Below are 17,039 nucleotides of genomic sequence, written 5' to 3'. Positions count from 1 at the left end.
AAAGGAACAAATGAGGAGGGAAAAGACATGAAAATGGAACGGCTGATTGGTATATTGGTTACTCTGTTATCGCAGGAGAAAGTCACAGCGCCGCAGCTGGCAGAAAAGTTTGAAGTCTCCAGAAGAACTATCAGCAGAGATATTGAACATCTCTGCCAGGCAGGAATTCCGGTAATGACTGTACAGGGGAAAAATGGAGGCATTTCCATTATAGATGGGTATAAAATAGATAAAACACTGCTGACCTCTGCGGATATGCAGGCGATCCTTACAGGCTTACAGAGTCTGGAGAGCGTAAGCAGGAATAAAAAGTACCAGCAGATAATGGAGAAGCTTTCAGTGGGAAATCCCAATATTCTAACATCTAACCAGCATATTTTGATTGACCTGTCCTCCTGGTATAAAGCGTCTTTGACACCTAAGATCGAATTGATTCAGACAGCGATTACGAGTCGGAGAAAAATACAATTTTACTATTATTCGCCGCGTGGAGAAGGAATGCGCATAATAGAGCCGTATAAACTTATTTTTAAGTGGTCCTCTTGGTATGTGTGGGGATACTGTGTAAGGAAAAAAGATTTCCGCCTGTTCAAACTCAACAGACTGGCAGAACTTAAAATGACGGGGCAGGAATATGAAATACGAGAGCTTCCCGCTTTAGATATGAGCAGTGAAAGACTGTTTTCTGGTGGTTTTACTGTAGAGGTGCGTTTCGAGGCAGGTGCAAAATGGCGCGTTATCGAAGAATTTGGAGCAGACAGCTTTAGAGAACAAAAAGACGGCACGCTTTTATTTTCCTTTACGTTTACAGATGAAGAGAATCTTTTTGAATGGCTGTTGAGTTATGGAAATCGGGCAGAGCTTTTGAAGCCAGAAGAGATGAGAAAGAGGCTGAAAGAAAGAATAAAAGAGATGGAACAGAAGTATGAATGAAAAAGATTAAAAACATGACATACAGATGACATGTTTTATATGTTATGCTAGCGTCGATGTATAAGGGGCAATACGGACGACGAAGGACATTTAAGCCGCTTTGCCGTCATTTTTCGCTCCGCGTACGTCTCTGTACGCGTCGTTCAAGCGCCTAAAGAGGTTTAAATTTGTCTTTGATTTTGTGCTCTGAGGAAAGGAGGAAAGATAGTGGCGTGCAGTCCTGAATTTATTCAATATATAACGGAACAACTGAAAAATGCAGGCAGGATTACCTGCCGTAAAATGTTTGGGGAATATGGGATGTTCTTAGATGGAAAGATAGTGGCAATTATCTGTGAAGATCAGCTTTTTTTGAAGGTGACAGAAGCAGGGACGGAAATGTATCCAGAATTAAAAGACAATCCTTACCACGAAGGGGCATCTGCTTCCTATCGTTTGGTAGAAGAGATAGACGATTCAAAATGGCTGTCTGAATTGGTACGGCGTACATGGGAAGAACTTCCCTTTCCACGTCAGAAGAAGGCAGGGCAAAACCATAGAAGAAAGTCTGTGAAGAATACGTAAAAGGGAATGCAGAACTGGAAAAGCAACAGAAGGTGACAGAAATAGGGAGGAAAAGAGATGGAAAAAATAGATTATAAAAAAGTATATAAAGAGCTATACCAGCCAAAAAAAATTCCATCACTAATTGAAGTGCCGGAAATGGTATTTATACAGGTGGAGGGCAGCGGGGATCCAAATAGCAGTGTGGAATATAAGAAATCGATTGAGATTCTTTACGGGCTTTCATACGGGATAAAGATGAGCAAAATGGGCGGTACCTACCTGAAAGGATATTTTGACTATGTTGTACCTCCTTTGGAGGGATTGTGGTGGTGCCAACAGGAGGTATTCGATGGGAAGAATATCAAAGACAAGGAAAAGCTGAACTGGATTTCTATGATACGTCAGCCAGAATTCGTGGATGAACAGATTTTTGAGTGGGCAAAAGGAGAATTAAAGAAAAAGAAACTGGAGATCGATTTTTCAAAGACGAAACTTGTGACCTGGGCAGAAGGACTTTGCTGCCAGATAATGCATGTCGGCCCATATGACGCAGAAGCGGCAAGTATCGAAAGGATGGAGGCGTATATGCAGGAACAAGGATATGAAACAGATATAAATACAGATAGAAAACACCATGAGATATATCTGGGGGATCCGCGTAAAACAAGACCCGACAGACTGCGGACAATATTGCGTCATCCCGTTCGCAAAAAATAAGAAGAAATTAAACCTTGTCAGGCGAAGCCTGCCCTCCCAAAGGGAATGTATTACGGTGTGCCCTTCAGGGTATACCTTGTCGGGCGAAGCCCGCCTTCCCGAAGGGAATATATTGCGGTGTGCCCTTTAGGGTAAACCTTGTCAGGCGAAGCCTGCCCTCCCAAAGGGAATGTATTACGGTATGCCCTTTAGGGTATAAGTTATCTCGCAGCTTTGGGCAGAAAAAGAGAGGAAAATAGGAAGTTTTGGAGATATGCTTTGTATAGGAAGGGAGAGGAAAATGGATTGGATTGAAAGCTGGAATCAGGCAATACAGTATATAGAAGAGCATCTGACGGAGGAGATAGATTATCGTGAGGTAGCGCATATTTGCTGCTGTTCTGTGTATCATTTTCAGAGGATGTTTGCTTATATGGCAGGGATATCACTGTCAGAGTATATACGCCGACGAAAAATGTCGCTCGCGGCAATTGATTTACAGGATAAAAGCACAAAGATTATAGATGTGGCATTTAAATACGGATACAGCTCCCCGACGGCATTTAACAGGGCATTTCAAAGTGTACATAGTATTGCTCCGTCCGCTATGAGGAAAGAGGGAGTATCGATCCGGTTTTATTCCCCTATTACCTTCAAAATTACAATAAAAGGAGTAGAAGAAATGAATTACAGAATGGAAAAGAAAGAAGCATTTTGCATTACAGGAGTCGTAAAACCTCTGTGCCGAAAATTGGAAGAGAATATGAAAATAGTTCCTAAAATGTGGGATAGTGTAGTAAAGGATGGTACGATTGCGAAACTCTGTTCTAACATGGAGCCTGAAAAGAAAGGCATACTGGGAGTAAGTATCTGTAATGACCAGGAGGAGTGGAGGTATATGATTGCGATTGCCGGGGAGAAGACATTGTCTGGGATGGAAACCTATGAAGTACCGGCGCATACCTGGGCTGTGTTCACAGGAAAAGGAGTATGCCCGCAGGCAATCCAGGAGCTGGAGAAACAAATATATACAGAATGGCTGCCTTCCAGTGGATATGAGTATGATTTTGGACCGGATGTAGAGTGGTATTTAAGCCCAGATCCCCAAAAAGCAGAATTTGAGGTTTGGGTGCCAGTGAAAAAGAAGTAGGAAAATATAGAGTTTGTAATAGACTCCCAGTATCTATCGATTGTCTTTGTGAAAGAAAACAAGATGGATATTGGGAGTTTTGTTGTGAAAATATCTATTTGTTGGATAAAAATTTAAAAATAATTTATGTATAGTGGGAATAGTTTGATAATTTGATTGACATGGATATAATTTATGATATTATTTAATTATATTAATAAATTAAATTAAATAAAGAGAGGAGAAAATTATGAAAAAAATTTCTGTGCTGTTGGCAATGATTTTACTCGTGTCTCTGATTGCGGGCTGTGGTAAAAACGGCGATTCAGAAAAATCAGACGAAATGACTTTGAGTATCTGGTATTGGGGTGAACAGGAAGTGCCAGGTTACAAAGCGTATATGGAGGAAATGGTAAAACGTTACGAAGAAAAAAATCCAGATATCAAAGTGGAAGCAGTGCTTCAGGAGAGTGACAATCTTTATACAGCATTCAGAACTGCTGAAGCAGCATCAGAGGGACCGGACATTCAATATATGTGGGGCGGAACACAGGCAATGGAAGATGTATGGAAAGGCAATGTTGCACCTTTGAGCGATTATATATCTGAAGAAGAATTATCTGTAATTCCACAGTCATCTCTTGCACAGACAAATTGGGAGGGGAAACAATGGGGAATTCCTGCATATGGATTTACATATGGAATTGCGTATGATAAAGATGCAATGCGAACTGCAGGAGTAGACCCTGAAAATCCGTTTACTACATGGGAAGAATTTATGGATTGTTGTGAAAAGTTGAAAAATGCTGGTATCACGCCACTTGGAATGGGGCTAAAGGATGGATATTTGCCGGCATGGATTGGGATATTTCTTGGGCAACAAAACTTAGACAGTGTAAATGATATGATTTCTCTTATGAGTGGGAAAGAGAGCTTTACGGATGAGAAATATACAGAATGGTTGGAAAAGATAGTAGAGTTAAAAACGGCTGGTTATATAAATGATGATATTTTATCATTAGATTTGTATCAAGGGCAGCAACTGATTGAGAATGGCAAGGCGGCTATGACTCTTCATACTCAAGCTTATGCAGTTTCGCTAGAGAAATCTATGGGAGCTGACAAAATAGGGTTTGCTAAGTCGCCTGTATTTGGAACAGGAAAACTGGCGGATTCTGTAGCTACACCGAGCCAGGTATACGTAATTCCTAACAGTGCGAAGCATAAAGAGGAAGCTGCGGATTTCTTATTGTTTTTACAAGAGGAAGAGAATATTAAGTGTCTATATGAAATGGCAAATGCGATCATGCCTAATAACAATTTTAAAGAAGAATGGGTTACCAGTGAAATTGATAAGAAAGTTCTAGGTTGGCAGAAAGAATACAATAATTTTTGTTACCAGTTGTATTTTGCGCCAATGTTTGAATCAGATGGTTTGATTCCAGTTGTTCAGAAAATGTTTTCGGAAGATTTACCAGCGGATGAAGCGGGGAAAGAATTGGATGCAGCTTTAACTAAATGCATTGAACAGAATCCAGAAGTACATGAAGCATTTTTAGAGTGGAGCATAGAAGAGTAATTGAAGAAGGGGGGACGCACGAATAATTTAGTGCGACAGCCCCCTTTCAAAAAGAAAGGGACAGATATGAAATCGAAAAATAAAATGAAAAAATTTACCCCGTATTTCTATATACTGCCTACATTTATTATTCTAATTATAGTCATTGTCATTCCGATTATTTATGTGATCACACAGAGTTTTTATTCTACCTTTGCAAATGAAAATATTTTTGTTGGTTTTAGAAACTATCAAATAGCCTTTGAAGATGAATTACTGTTTATTGCTTTGAAAAATAATATAAAGTTGTTTTTATGTGTCCCTATACTGACAGTATTATCCTTGGCGATAGCCTCCGTTTTATATAATAAAATAAAGGGTTGGAGGTTTTATCGAAGTGTTATTTTTATTCCTTATATACTTGCTATCCCTGTAGTCGGTATTGTGTTTTCCTATCTGTTGCAGTATAACGGAGTGATAAATTCTATTTTACGCGGAATCGGGTTTAACGATCTGGCAATGGACTGGCTTGGAAGTCCGGATTTGGCATTTCCAAGTGTAGCCGTAGTGATCATGTGGAAACAAATTGGCTTTGGGGTTGTCCTGTTTTTAGCGAGGATGATGTCTATTGATCGGTCTTTATATGAATCGGCAGATGTAGATGGAGCGACATGGTTTCAAAAATTCTTGCATATTACTATACCGCAAACAAAATCTATTATTGAATTTTATATCATTATTACTTTAATAGAGATGTTAAGCTGGGTTTTCAATTTTATATATGTTATGACAGCAGGTGGGCCTGGAAATAAAACCCTTGTGTTGGAATATCTGATATATAAAAAAGCGTTTGGCGGTGGAGACTTTAATATAGCGATGGCAATCAGTGTGATACTGCTGCTCATAGCCAGTGTTCTGATTATCATACATCAGATTGTTATGAGAAAAGAGGAGTGATAGAATGAAGCGAAAAAGAAGAGGCATGATTCCACAGCTGCTAATGATCCTACTAGTAATTGTCATTATATTTCCATTATACTTCATGACAATAAATTCGTTTAAAACACATGAAGAATATGTGAGTAATATGATCGGAATCCCGCATACTTTTACAGTACAAAATTATATAGAGGCATTTCAAGGGAAACCGTTTGGACAATGGTTTATGAACAGTATGATTCTTACAGTAGCAGCGGTACTTATTACTGGAATAATAGCGCTGCTTGCAGGATATGCCTTTGCGAAAATGAAGTTTAGGGGAAGCAGGGCGCTGTTCAATATGATAGTGCCCCTAATGTCTGTTCCTCCTGTAGCTATGATCATACCACAGTTCCGGATAATCAAAATATTTGGTCTGGTAAATACACGTGTATCTGTTATATTAATATATGTAGGGATCATGTTGCCAATGACAATATATTTGATGAGAAATTTTATGAAAACAGTTCCGGATTCTTTGTTGGATGCTGCCAAAATAGATGGCTGTAGTAAAAGAAAAGCGTTGACTTCGATTATGGTTCCATTAACCGTTCCGGCGTTGATAACCTCATCACTTGTAAATGTTGTATGGGTATGGAATGAACTATTAATTTCACTTGTATTTTTACAAAATGAAGATTTGAGAACCCTTATGGTAGGAATCACTTTATTTAAAGGACGATTTACATTAAATATACCTGTCATCATGGCAGGGCTAGTGATTGCGACAGTGCCTATTATAATCATATACATATTTGCACAGAAATATCTTGTGGAAGGTATGCTTGCAGGCTCTGTAAAAGAATAGTGTGCAAAGGAGGATATGCTTTGAAAATCTATAATCCAACAGATATAGGGGACAGAAACAAACTTTCTATTTTACGGCTGATAAAAAATCACGATGGAATCTCCAGACAAGAGATTTCCAAGAGATTACACTTAAGTGCGCCAGCTGTAAGCAACAATGTATCGGCTTTGATTGAAAATGGGATTGTATATGAAAATGGACGTGATGATACAACCTTGGGAAGAAAGCCGCGGCAGCTTAGCTACAGAGGGGATCTGTACTATGTAATTTCTGTAGAGTTGATGCCGAAAAAAGTTCGTGCAGGTATAGCGGATTTATATGGAAATATTAAGTTCTGGGAAGAAAGAGAAGTTTCAATAGAAAATGGCGTGAATGAGGTGTTGTCACAATTAGATACGGTGATAGATGCATTGATTGAGAAAAAGAAAAACGATATAGAAATAATAGCTATTGCTATAGGTGTACCAGCACTGACGGGTCAAAATGACTTAAATGATTTATTTTCTACATATTTGTCCGACTGGAAAAATGTAGATTTGAAAGAACATATTTTTCAAAAATACAGAATAGAAGCAATTATTGTAAATGATGTAGAACTAGCTTTGATTGGGGAAAGAGAAAAAGGAGTAGGGAAAAAGCAGACGAATATTATCTATATTAAATATGGGGAAGGATTTGCTGCTAGAGCTGTCGTTGATGGATATTTGTTAAAAGGAAATAATATGGCAGCTGGAGAACTAGGATATTATCTAGAATCTCTGGAACAACTTACAGAAGGCTTTGTGTGTCCAGGAAGATTTGAACAGGAAATATGTAAGGATATTTTTTCAAAATATGGGGAGACGGACAGTCCCGCGGGACTTTTGGCGCATATCCAGCGTAAAGACAAAAATGCAGAGGAAATTGTTAAAAAAATTATACAGAAAATTGCGGTTGTCATTGCCAATACTGTATTGATGCTGAATTCAGAAATGGTAATATTAGGCGGGGTATCTCAGATCTTTACAGAGAAAAATTTGGCAGAAATTAAAGAGATACTAGAAAAGATCTGCCCTTTTGTTCCAGAGGTCGTTCCTTCTAAGCTAGGGATAGACGCTCCAATTATCGGAGGTGTAAAAGTGGCGCTAGATTATGCAGAGGAACAGATTGTTATGCTTTGGAAATCATAGAGAGATGGAGGCTTATATGAATCAGGTGCAAAAAGAGGAGTTGACGGCTTATTATAGAAGGCACGTTTTAGAAGATATAATGCCGTTTTGGGACGAGAGATGTATCGATAAAGTATATGGAGGTTATCTTACTTGTTTTGACAGGAAAGGAACATTGACAGATGACAGGAAATATATATGGTTCCAGGGACGGCAGCTATACATATATTCTTTATTATATAATAAAATGGCAAAAAATCCGCAGTGGCTTCAGAATGCAAAACAGGGGTTTGAATTTTTGGTAAGATATGGATATGCAGGTAATGGAAGGTGGAACTATATTTTAGACAGAAAAGGAAATGTGCTGGAAGGAACGATTTCTATCTTTTCAGACTTTCATGTTCTTCAGGGAATTGCAGAGTATTTGAAGATAGAGGAGACGCGTTCTTCTTTAAATCTGGATTTATTAGAAAAGTGTTATGATGTAATGGAGCAGAATATGTTTGATCCAGACTTCAAGGAGATCTATGAAAATACGTGGAGTCCTGTTTTTATCTGGCATGACATGTATCTTACGTGTCTGGCGACGACAGAGACATGTTCAGAAGTGCTTGGCATAGAAAAGACAGAACGCCTGCTCCGAGAATGTGTGAACAAAATCGAAAATTGGTTTGCACGTGATAAGTATCAGGTGGTATTGGAGGCTGTAACAAAAAAGAATAAAGTATGCTTGAGCACTGGAAAAGGGAGATTCGTCAATCCGGGGCACATGCATGAATCAGCGTGGTTCTGTATGAAGGCAGGCGACATATTACAGGACAGCACGATTACCAGACGAGGAGTGGAGCTGGCTAAGTGGGCGAATCGTATTGGGAAGGACAAAAAGTACGGTGGGATCATATCTTATGCAGATGCGCTGGGGGAAACACCAGAGCCAATAGACTGGTTTAAAGAGACCAATTCTCTTTGGAATGAGAAAGTCTGGTGGCCTAATGCAGAAGCTCTTGCGGCGTATGCGCTTGCTTATTATTATTCAAAAGAAACATATTACCTGAAAGAATTTTTAGAACAACATATCTATTGTAAAGAGAGGTTTTATGATAAAGAATATAAAGAGTGGTACGAGCGTCTGGAATATAATGGAAAGGTGAAAAACAGTGATAAAGGGACTCCGTGGAAATGTGCATTTCATCTTGTGCGCGCACTGATAGTTGTGTGGGACACATTCTCAGGAATGGAGGCGGTATAGTGCATTTTTTAGGAATTGACGGAGGCGGGACAAAAACAGATTTTCTCTTGCTCAACGAAGAAGGGAATACTGTACGGCAAAGACGTATCGGTACAATCTCATATAAGCAAATAGGGATGGATAATACGGTCTGGGTCTTAAGGGAGAATATAAAAGAAATTTTAGGAGGAATACAGGAGAAAGTATATATTTGCATTGCTTTTCCGAATTGGGGAGAGTCTGCCGGGAATGACATTCTGTTTTCTCAACGTTTACATGAAATCACTTCTTTTCCTGTGAAGGTGGTAAATGACAGTATGGCAGGCTGGGCAGGGTCTCTGGGATTACAGGAAGGGATTAATCTAGTTGCAGGTACTGGATCTATAGTATACGGAAGGAACAAAAACGGTGAAGAAGCGAGAGCCGGGGGCTGGTGTGAATTATTTTCAGATGAAGGCTCCTGTTATTGGCTGGGTATAAAAGCCTTAGAATTATTTACGAAAGAAAGTGATGGAAGAGCTGAGAAGGGAACGCTTTTGGAAATTTTTCGTGCGTATTTCTGCCTAAAAGAGGATTTCGATATAATAGATATATTTGAAAAAGAATATAAAAATGATCGTACGAAAATAGCAAGTATTCAGAAACAACTGTATCAGGCTGCCGTAAGTGGTGATGTAGAAGCGCAGAAGCTATATATAAGTGCAGCACAGGAATTAGCCGCACTTATAAAAACTGTTTACCGGAAATTAAAATTCCAAAGAGAGATAGCTGTATCTTATTCAGGCGGGCTTTTTCATACCAGGGAACTGATACTGAATCCTTTGCAGGAACAGCTGGCGGCATCCGGTTTATATTTATGTATGCCTAAGTATATGCCAGTGCAGGGAGCAGCGCTCTTAGCAGCCTGGGAATACAGAAAAGAAGAAGCATTTATAGAAAGGATTTTAAAAGGATTAAAAGCATAGTCAATTATGAGATGAAGTGTGATGTAATAAACATGAATGAATATTATTCGTTGACAAAAAAAGAGAAGATGATATAATAAAGATGAGCTCATATTAAACAGTATAGGAATACAGTTATCAAGGTAGGCTAGCTGATATACACTTGGAGGGCGGCGTGTAGACTTTCAGGTGTGTTTTAAAAACAGGGGGGATGAAGGACATGCCGCGGATTACGAAAGAACCGGAGGAACGCCGGCAAGAAATTTTGGATACGTCTATGAGGTTATTTTATGAGAAGGGGTATGAAAAGACTTCCATCACAGACATTGCAAAGGCAATGCATGTTGCACAAGGGCTGTGTTATCGTTATTTTGCCTCAAAAGAAGAAATATTTGATACGGCTTTGGAGCAATATGCGGAAAGTCTTGCTGCACAGATGACAAAGGGAATGAAGGATAAGGAGGTACCTCTGGCACAGTTGATCCGCGAAATGCCAACATTTCTGGAGACGGAAAGGGATGATAATTTCTATTATAAAGTTTGCCATGGACAAGAAAACTGGAAAATACATCAGCAGATGTCCATGAAAGTCTGCGAGAAAATGTTGCCCGCGGTAAAAGAGGTTTTGGACAGGGCAGTGAAGAAGGGAGAAATTGTATGTAAGGATACGCAGACAGCCGCTTCGTTCTGTGTATATGGACAATTGGGAATACTGTTAGATCGCAATACAGAACCTGAACAGCGTGTACAGAAAATAAAAACATTTTTGATAGAAATGCTGGGAGTGTCAGATAATAAAAAATAGACGGCAAATTATGTATATGTATCATAGATATAGAGGGCAGGAATGCCTTCTATATATTTTGAGTTTAAATGAATAATATTCATTCATTAATATGATAAGAAAAAGGAGATTTCAAAATGGAAAAGAAAATAGATTTTGTAGGGGGAAATACGGGAAAGTGTTTCTGGATTATGTTTTTGCCTGTCATGGCAGCCATGTTTTTGAATATGGCATATAACGTGGTAGACAGTCTTTGGATTGGTAATCTGCTGGGGGAAAAGGCATATGCAGCATTAACGAGCGCTACGCCGATAATTTTGATTTTAAATTCTGTGGCAATGGGAGCGACAAATGGAGTTGCGATTTTAGTTTCACAGGCATTGGGGGCAAAGGATGAAAAACGAACAAACAGTGTTATTGCAACGTCCTTTTTACTTGCTATTTTGTTTGCTGTTGCAGTGACTATATTTTTGGAATTATGTCTGCCCCATATACTGCAAATATTAAATACACCCGAAGAGACATGGCAGATGGCTGAAGAATATCTTTCTATTTATATTCTTGGCTATATTACAGTATATCTTTATTGCTATTTGACAGCTGTTTTGCGAAGCTTTGGAAATGCAGTGTTCCAGATGGCTGCAATGCTTGTATGTACAGTGCTCAATGCAGGACTGGATCCATTGTTTATCAGTAAAATGGGGCTGAAAGGGGCGGCTGTGGCAACGGTTTTATCTCAGGTAATCTGTCTGCTTTTTATGGCAGTGTACCTGAAAGGGAAACATATCTTTTCCCTTCGCCTGGGAAGCTTTGACATAAGAATAGCTGGAGAGACGGTGAAAAAGGCAATTCCGTCTGTATTCCAGCAAAGCATTCCGGCTGTCAGTACGGGGGTTCTGACTTCTCTTGTCAGTCAGGTAAGTATTACTGCGATAGCTGCCTATGGGGTTATAGGAAAAATGGAAATACTTTTATTTTATCCGGCTATGGCACTGAATATGGTTCTGACGAATATTATCGGACAATGTTACGGAGCGAAAAGGCGTGACAGAGGGATGGCATATCTGAAATATGCTTTGAAGGCAGGAACTGTAATGTTATTTGTCTTGTCCCTTTTTGTTGTAGGATTTGCAAAGCAGATATCCGGTCTGTTTCTGAAAGACGGAGCAGTTGGAAAAATTGTCGCCGGATATTTCCTGATTGTGAGTATCGGATATGTATTAAATACAGTGACGAATTGCTTCTTGGGAATGTTGAATGGAATTGGTCGGCCTGCAAAGAGTATGGTTCTTATGATATTCTATTATCTTATTGTCAGGATACCACTGGCGTGGCTGTTTTATCAGTTAGGATTGGGGATGAATGGAATATGGACGGCGGTGCTCATCAGCCATATCACAGCAAGTGCGGCGGCTGTCTGGGCAGGGAAGAAGAATAAGAAGTAACAGAAAATAGGACAGGAGAAAGAATAAGGAAGCATATTTTTCCCCTGTCCCGCAAACGAAAAAAGATGTTAGAGCACTTAAGAAAAGACAAATAAATTATGTGTATCCAGAAAATTTTGCACGATACTCTGTTGGAGTATAACCTGTATTTTTTTTGAAAACTTTACTGAAATATTGGGAGTTATATCCAAAACCACTTCTATAAGCCACTTCATTTACTGGAATATGAGTTTCGTTTAAGAGAAGCTCTGTTGCTAGTTCTATTCGTCGTTTTGTGAGAAAAGCAGAGAACTTTTCTCCGCATTCGGCATTGAACAGCTTGCCCAGGTAATCTACATTCACGTATAAAAGTTCATGTGCGATAAAGCTTAAGGTCAGACGGTTATCCGTCAGATATTCATTAATATATTCTAGGATCCTTTTTATTAACTCATTTTGTCTGTGTTGTATTTGAAATTGCATAGCAGATATTATATTTGTAGCTGTGTTTTGAATTAAATTCAGTATTTCACGCAGGCTGGTCAAATTGGTTATCTGCGTAATACCATCTAAATATTTTGAAATAATAGAGGTATCGGCAAGCTGGATGATTGATACGTAAATATGAGTGAGATAGGCACGTATCTGGTGCGTATCGTATTTAGACTGTGTAAGAAGCTGATACAAACGACTCAACAATGTCTCTATTTCTTCTGTATTTCCGCGTTGGATAGCAAGGCAGAGAAGTTCAATACTGAAATTTTCCGTGGGCATGGAAAAGGTGGTATCAGGCCTGTCAAAAGTAGTAATAATGCCGTCATTAACGGAATAAAATCGAGAATCTGCGCATATAAGGAGATTCTTGTAAGAGGTTTTGAGTAATCTTAAATATGTTTCCTCTCCTACTGTAACTGTCAGGGAAACTGGAAAATAATGACGGAATGAAGCGCGTATCTGCTGTAAGTCTAAAAGTAGTTTTTCAAATGGATAATAGGAAATAAGCAGCAGAAGGTATTCATTACATGGAGTACAAATATATACTATAGAGTTTGCCTGTAATACGGAACGACATATTTTTTGCAGGGAATAAAAAGCTTTGCCATCCTGGTTGCCTTCAATATGCATAAGAAGTAGACGGAGGTTAGCATTACTCAAATCGTATATATCCTGATAAACAGAAATCTCATCTTCACGTGTATATGCATTTACAATATAATCTTTCAGAACTTGTTCAGCAAATGCATATTTAATATGTGAGTATTCTGCTTCTATTTTTTTCAAGTATTCTTTTTTAGCTTCAAGAGCGTTTTTTTTATCAGTTAATTTTTCCAGCAATTCATATATTGATTCAATACTGCATGGCTTTAAAAGATAGTCCTGAACATTATGCTGCATTGCTGTACGTACAAGATCGAATTCGTCGTAACCAGATAAAATCGCACAGAGGACCTCAGGATAAAGTGTCATCACTTTTTCGGTAAGAGATAATCCATCCATTAAAGGCATTTTAACATCGGTGATGAGAAAATCGGGAGGACAGGCTTTTATTTTTTCCCAGGCCTCTATTCCATTTGCGGCAGTATCAATATCTGATATATGGAAACGACCCCAGTCGCAGTTGTTTTTGATCCCGTTTCTTATGTTTTCTTCGTCATCTACGAGTAATAACTTATACATCGTTTCTTTCCTCCTGCTTACTGTTATATAAAATTTTGCTGCCGTATATGTCCTGAGAGCCCTCCAAAGGACTATATTCACAGAAAGATGGAAATTCTATTGAGACTAGTGTTCCAGTTGGCTTTATGCTATTGATACAAAAACGATACTTATTGCCATAAATGAGTTGAAGCCGTTGCTCTATATTAGAAAGACCGATTCCGTGTCCCTGTGGTTTTCGCTCCCCAGATTTTAATTTGTCAAGTAGATTGTTCTCAACACCTATTCCATTATCTTCGATTTCTAAGTGAAAAAATGCATCTTGTACATATGCACGAAGAAAGATCTTGCATGTTCTGGCAGTCTGTTCAACACCATAGCTGATAGAATTTTCTACAAGAGGCTGCAAAAGCATACGTGGGATGGTACAATCCTGTGCCGCATCTGTTATATCGGTTGAAAATTCCAGCTTTTCGTGAAAACGACTTTGCTGGATATTTATATAATAACTGAGGATTACCAACTCTTGACGCAGTGTGATCAATGGCATAGAAATAGCGTCTTTACGCATATTCTCGCGTAAAAGTTTTCCTAATGAAAAAACAATAGAAGATATATCAGATTGATGTTTATTGACAGCCATCCAATATACGGAATCCAGTGTGTTATAGATAAAGTGAGGATTAAGCTGTGCTTGCAGCATTTTATAGCGTGTATCCTGTAGAAGAAGCCGGTCTTTGTAGTTTTTTTGTATTAATTCTTCTATTTTTTTCACCATAAACTGGTAACTCTTCTGGAGCTGGCCAATTTCATCTTTCCTGCTGTTTGGACTGAAACTTAAATTGGAAGTTTCAAAATTAATATTCTGGATATTTGACATTTGAACTACGAGCCTTTTAATTGGGAACGTAACAGAACTCGAGAACCAAATGGATATCACTGTGAGTAATAGATATAGTCCACTGAACAGTAAAAAAACAACCGTTTTAATTTCTGTAAAATGTGCAAGGATCGTATTATTAGGAATTACATAATAATAGCTCCAATCGGAATATCTGGAATCATGCCGTACAATAAGTGAAGATATACCATTCATATCTGCGATAGAATATTTTTTATTTTTTTCTATAATATCAGGTGGATTTCCAGATATATTTCCATAATGATAGAGGAGTTCATTATTATTTCTGTATATATAAAAGTTTTCTGTAAGGTCAGTTAAATTCATAGTGAAGCGGACTAATTTATCTATTTGAATACGAATGATAATCGTACCGAGAGGGCGAAGGCTTAAATTTTCCACTTCGCGGATTGGGCAGACAAGAAGAGTACCTGAACTATCATTTATCCAGCTTGCCTGTCCGTTGTGAGAAAAGGCTGCATCATACAGGGACTGCGCCTGATTTTCTAAAAATACAGATGAAGTATCAGAGCCTACTGTATCGACTCTCAGATCGGGAGAGAGATAGGTGACGGACAAAATGTATTTTCGCGTATTAAGAGAAGCATAAATACTATTCATCAACTTTTGGCGGTTTGTATATTCCTCATAGTCTGTTTTTGAGTTATTCATTGCATTGATTGTATTCTGTATATTCTCATTCGTGGAAAGCTGGGTGGTCAAATTAAGTAGGTTTTGCATTTCATTTTCTATATTCTGCGTGGATAATGATAAAATTGCTGCTGAATTTTCATAAAGTTGCTGATCGTAAAGATTTATAGAGTAATCATACAGGGTTAGAGCAGCAAAATAACTAATTAAAATTGGAAAGAGGATTAAAAGCTGTAATTTCCAATGAAATTTTAGATTTCTAAACCAAACCCTTATATTGTGAAAGACCATAAAAAAGGGACGGAGAATTTTTAAAGTAAGTATATGGCTTATTTTCAATGTAATACCTCCTGTAAATTTGACATCGAGAAAAAGTGTATCTTTTTATTATTATAGGCTGTTAAAAAGTGATATGAAAAGAAAAAGACAAGAGTATTTTGTGTAAAATTCAGAGAAATAAAGAGAAAAAATAGAGAGGGTTATTAAGGATACTTTTATTTAACAATACAGGAGGCTATAATAGCGCAAAACAACAGCAACTAAGGAGGTATTATCAATGAAAGTATGCTTTTATGGAAACACAGGACATTTTTTTACAGCTTTTCTGGCAAAGGATAAGGTAGAAAACTTAGAGTTTACAGCATATTGCCCAAGCTATCCTGGAGAGGATATGGGGCAGTTGCTTCTCTTTGCAGGGCAGACAGAGGGGGAATATCCAGACGGATGGGAGGATCACGCGCGTGGTCATGGAGAGAAGGAAAGTTGTGTTATGAAACGTTACGAAGCCTTGGAAACAATGCTAGTTCAAGAAAGTCCAGATGTACTGGTTGTGGATAATCGTTTTGCGCAACGTTATAAAGCAGAATATGAGGCGGCGGAGAGAGGAATTCATGTATATGCTGATAAGCCTATTGCAGTAGATGAGTTAGAATTAAAAAAGTTGTATCAGTGTGTCAAAGAGAATAATGTCATTTTGTGGGCCATGGATACGGTGAGGTATGATCCTTGGTATTATACTGCCTGGAAATTGATACAAGAGGGAGAGATTGGAAAGATAAGAATGGTAAACTGCCAGAAATCCTATCGTCTCGGCAAACGTCTTGATTTCTACAGAGAACGAAAATACTATGGTGGGACGATACCATGGGTGACGATACACGGCATTGATATGGTTCGTATGGTTACGGGTAAGGAATTTTTATCGGTATATGCGCAACAGTCAACGGCAGAAAATAGAGGCTATGGAGAGATGGAAAGCATAACGACTTCTTGTTTCCAAATGGAGGATGATATTTTGGCTACGATTACAACAGACTATTACAGACCGGATAACACGCATTCACATGATGATGACAGGATGCGTGTTGTCGGGACAGAAGGTATTGTAGAAGTCATCCGCAGGGAAGGAGAGCATGAAGTACGCCTGATTAATAAGAAGAATAATGGAAGTATACCTGTAGAGCAGAAGAAACCGCCGTTTATTTTTGAAGACTTTATTCATACAATCAGAGGAAAAAGGGAAGGATTATTAGATGTGAAAGAGTCATTTCGAAATGCTTATGTAGCCATTTGTGCGCAGCGTTCTGCTGATGAAAAGAGAATTGTCTATATGGAAAATGCAAAAGGATTGTTTGATTAGAACTCCGGTTTTTGCA

At 38.5% G+C, this 17,039-nt stretch carries 15 protein-coding genes; 13 read left to right on the top strand and 2 right to left on the bottom strand.

Annotation, left to right across the window (positions count from 1 at the left end; all coding sequences use genetic code 11):
- Window positions 1–27: 27 nt before the first annotated feature.
- From ACZ5C4_RS17075 to ACZ5C4_RS17020, 12 genes are all read left to right on the top strand, one after another.
- Entirely contained in the window at window positions 28–933 is a 906-nt protein-coding gene (locus ACZ5C4_RS17075) for a helix-turn-helix transcriptional regulator (protein WP_464522028.1), read from the top strand.
- Between the two features lie 207 nt (window positions 934–1,140).
- The gene (locus ACZ5C4_RS17070; RefSeq protein ID WP_464522027.1) at window positions 1,141–1,497 is read left to right on the top strand and encodes a TfoX/Sxy family protein; all 357 of its coding nucleotides are present in this window, start codon (window positions 1,141–1,143) and stop codon (window positions 1,495–1,497) included.
- 57 nt (window positions 1,498–1,554) lie between these two features.
- Window positions 1,555–2,196: a GyrI-like domain-containing protein gene (locus ACZ5C4_RS17065; RefSeq protein ID WP_464522026.1), complete on the top strand. Its 642-nt coding sequence runs from the start codon at window positions 1,555–1,557 to the stop codon at window positions 2,194–2,196.
- Window positions 2,197–2,476: 280 nt separating this feature from the next.
- Window positions 2,477–3,325, top strand: coding sequence for an AraC family transcriptional regulator (locus ACZ5C4_RS17060; RefSeq protein WP_464522025.1), 849 nt, complete (start codon window positions 2,477–2,479; stop codon window positions 3,323–3,325).
- 229 nt (window positions 3,326–3,554) lie between these two features.
- Entirely contained in the window at window positions 3,555–4,883 is a 1,329-nt protein-coding gene (locus ACZ5C4_RS17055) for an ABC transporter substrate-binding protein (RefSeq protein WP_464522024.1), read from the top strand.
- Between the two features lie 66 nt (window positions 4,884–4,949).
- Complete coding sequence (locus ACZ5C4_RS17050) at window positions 4,950–5,819, top strand: carbohydrate ABC transporter permease (RefSeq protein WP_464522023.1); 870 nt, start codon at window positions 4,950–4,952, stop codon at window positions 5,817–5,819.
- Window positions 5,820–5,823: 4 nt separating this feature from the next.
- Window positions 5,824–6,648, top strand: coding sequence for a carbohydrate ABC transporter permease (locus ACZ5C4_RS17045; protein ID WP_464522022.1), 825 nt, complete (start codon window positions 5,824–5,826; stop codon window positions 6,646–6,648).
- Between the two features lie 20 nt (window positions 6,649–6,668).
- Window positions 6,669–7,817 carry an ROK family transcriptional regulator gene (locus ACZ5C4_RS17040; RefSeq protein WP_464522021.1) on the top strand — a complete coding sequence of 383 codons (1,149 nt, stop codon included), beginning with the start codon at window positions 6,669–6,671 and terminating at the stop codon, window positions 7,815–7,817.
- Window positions 7,818–7,833: 16 nt separating this feature from the next.
- A complete protein-coding gene (locus tag ACZ5C4_RS17035) occupies window positions 7,834–9,045 on the top strand; it encodes an AGE family epimerase/isomerase (RefSeq protein ID WP_464522020.1) in 1,212 nt (403 codons plus the stop codon).
- On the top strand, window positions 9,045–9,989 hold the full coding sequence (locus ACZ5C4_RS17030) for an N-acetylglucosamine kinase (protein WP_464522019.1): 945 nt from the start codon (window positions 9,045–9,047) through the stop codon (window positions 9,987–9,989). Before ACZ5C4_RS17035 ends, ACZ5C4_RS17030 begins: the two co-directional genes overlap by 1 nt.
- A 199-nt stretch (window positions 9,990–10,188) precedes the next feature.
- Complete coding sequence (locus ACZ5C4_RS17025; protein ID WP_186876692.1) at window positions 10,189–10,773, top strand: TetR/AcrR family transcriptional regulator; 585 nt, start codon at window positions 10,189–10,191, stop codon at window positions 10,771–10,773.
- A gap of 116 nt (window positions 10,774–10,889) precedes the next feature.
- Entirely contained in the window at window positions 10,890–12,197 is a 1,308-nt protein-coding gene (locus tag ACZ5C4_RS17020) for an MATE family efflux transporter (protein WP_464522018.1), read from the top strand.
- A 96-nt stretch (window positions 12,198–12,293) separates the two neighbouring features.
- On the opposite strand, the gene ACZ5C4_RS17015 is transcribed toward ACZ5C4_RS17020, so the two are convergent.
- The gene (locus ACZ5C4_RS17015) at window positions 12,294–13,853 is read right to left on the bottom strand and encodes a response regulator transcription factor (RefSeq protein ID WP_464522017.1); all 1,560 of its coding nucleotides are present in this window, start codon (window positions 13,851–13,853) and stop codon (window positions 12,294–12,296) included.
- Window positions 13,846–15,474 (bottom strand): sensor histidine kinase, encoded by a 1,629-nt coding sequence (locus ACZ5C4_RS17010; protein ID WP_464522016.1) that lies wholly within the window; start codon window positions 15,472–15,474, stop codon window positions 13,846–13,848. Before ACZ5C4_RS17010 ends, ACZ5C4_RS17015 begins: the two co-directional genes overlap by 8 nt.
- 466 nt (window positions 15,475–15,940) lie before the next feature.
- On the opposite strand from ACZ5C4_RS17010, the gene ACZ5C4_RS17005 reads away from it, so the two are divergent.
- The gene (locus tag ACZ5C4_RS17005) at window positions 15,941–17,023 is read left to right on the top strand and encodes a Gfo/Idh/MocA family protein (RefSeq protein WP_464522015.1); all 1,083 of its coding nucleotides are present in this window, start codon (window positions 15,941–15,943) and stop codon (window positions 17,021–17,023) included.
- Window positions 17,024–17,039 lie beyond the last annotated feature (16 nt).

It is taken from the genome of Mediterraneibacter flintii, from assembly GCF_055387595.1.
The sequence above is the reverse complement of the archived record's forward strand: the minus strand, read 5'-3'. Positions and strand labels throughout refer to the sequence as shown.